The following is a 2122-nucleotide window of genomic DNA, read 5'->3' on the forward strand; positions in this document are numbered from 1 at the left end:
AGAACCTGGTGCACAAGGAGGTTGCAGAAACCGACCTGAACGAGAGCATCAAGCAGGGCAAGATGGTGCTCAAGCCCGAAAAGAAGGATGACGACGAGGAAGAGGAAGACGAGGAGTAAGCACTCGCTTCGTATGTAGGTAGCCCGCAATCAGCCGCTCTCATAAATGAGTGAGAGCGGCTGATATCGTATGTAGGCTTACGTTAGTTATAAAAATATGTCAGAATCGATAATTTACCTGGAACAGAAATCCAGCGCGCGTACCTGCCGCCATGAATACATATGGCAATTCCCATTGAACTCGACCACAACAGCCGTCAATCGCTGCAAGGCCAGATTTTTGACCAGCTACGCCACCTTATCCTAGGAGGTAAACTAAAACCCGGCACACTCCTCCCGGCAAGCCGTGTGCTTGCCGAACAGTTGGGTATTTCCCGTAATACTGTTTTGCTGGTTTATGATCGTTTGATTGCCGAGGGCTATCTTCAGGCCCGGAAGGCAATTGGAACGTATGTAAACCTTGAGCTTCCTGAAACCTGTCTTTCTGCCACCCGTAGGGTGACCTCCTCCTCTCCCGGTGACGAAGAGCTTGTCAAACGGCCAGTAATTCCATTTATCGGCCACATACACGCCAACAATAATATTAAGCATCTCGATTTTGATTTTTGCCCAGACCGCATTGGTCTCGACCTGTTTCCCCATAAGATATGGCGCCGCTTTGTAAATAAGACATTCATGTCTGCAAATATGCACTTCGAGGAATGTTGCGATCCCAGTGGACTATCGGAACTACGGGAAGTCATCGCTGCCCACCTTGGAGTCGCGAGAGGTATCAGCGTTTCGTCAGATCAGATAATCGTTACCGCTGGGTCTCAGGAAGGATTAAATCTTGCTGCTCGCCTCCTTGTAAAAGAGGGAACAATGGTTGCAACGGAAAATCCCTGCTACCACGGGGCCACTTCTCTTTTCGAGAGTTACTATGCAAAATTGATTCCCGTGCCTGTGGATGAGGCAGGGCTCGACGTTGAACAACTACCAAAGGAGGGAGTTGCACTTTTATTTGTCACCCCTTCTCATCAATTTCCTCTGGGCTTCACCTTGCCCATCGAGCGTCGGTTGAAGCTCCTGGATTGGGCACGGCGTTGCGGGGCATTCATTATAGAGGACGATTACGATTCAGATTTTCGATATCGCGGATCGCCCCTGACAGCCCTCATGGGGCTGGATGATTATGGTTGTGTCATGTACCTGGGTACATTCTCCAAATCCATGGGGGCAGGCCTACGACTAGGCTATCTGGTGGTGCCCAAAGCATTGATTCCTGCTGCTCGTTCTGCGAAAGCTCTGCTTAATAATGGACATGCCTGGCTGGATCAGGCGACCATGGCCGAGTTTATCCGCAGCGGCGCCTACGGCAACCATCTGAGACGCATGCGAAATATGTATGGTAAGCGCCGTGATTGTCTCGTGGAAGCACTACGGGAACATTTTGGCGCAGTCCGCCTTAGCGGGCTTGAGAGTGGCCTGCATCTGGCGTGGCATCTTCCTGATCACTACCCACCCGCAGATCAGCTTCAGACAATTGCGTTACGTCATGGAGTAAGAATCTACTCGATCGGAGGGGGTACGGGCTATGATTACGGTGGCTGTCGCTATAGCGCTCGTACGCTCGTGTTAGGTTTTTCTTCCCTCAACGAATATCAGATTCGAGCTGGTGTTCGACGAATTGCCGATGCTTTCGCGGATATGTCACTCAACTCCCTTTCCATGCGAGAGAAAGCGGATAAGGTAGCAACATCCTCCCTTTAGGACAGCCTGCCGCCGTTCGTATCAAATGTCTTATGAATAACACACTTCTACTTCTGTAGTATCTCTCCCACTTTCCGCTATCTACAATCGATATTATTGAAATTAAACGGCTATATACTATGGCTTTAAGGGATTGGCTTCCGGATCTCTTGGAGAGCTGATAGGGAAATTAATAGAGAAAATTAAGAATGGCAAAAAAACACCGATCCACCTTGCCGTCTGTAACGGTGGCGGACCGGTGTTTGCGTGTTGCCATGTTCCAGTCTTTTTCCCCGGCCCTGCCCTGATCAGGCAGGAGCCGGGCTGCTTAAGAT

General features: G+C 50.0%; 2 protein-coding genes. One reads left to right on the forward strand and one right to left on the reverse strand.

Annotated elements, in window-relative coordinates; genetic code table 11:
• Positions 1-281: 281 nt before the first annotated feature.
• Positions 282-1808: a MocR-like pyridoxine biosynthesis transcription factor PdxR gene (gene pdxR, locus AC52W5_RS02465; RefSeq protein ID WP_495669848.1), complete on the forward strand. Its 1527-nt coding sequence runs from the start codon at positions 282-284 to the stop codon at positions 1806-1808.
• A 117-nt stretch (positions 1809-1925) separates the two neighbouring features.
• Here the strand turns inward: pdxR and AC52W5_RS02470 are convergent.
• Positions 1926-2122, reverse strand: a 197-nt coding sequence (locus AC52W5_RS02470) for a hypothetical protein (protein ID WP_495669849.1), incomplete at its 5' end; no start/stop codon positions are given.

The organism is Nitrosospira sp. CT (assembly GCF_059489795.1).

What these genes read in the sequence shown, in the direction of transcription:
- pdxR (WP_495669848.1), top strand. Translation starts at nt 282, where the DNA reads ATGGCAATTCCCATTGAACTCGACCACAACAGCCGTCAATCGCTGCAA.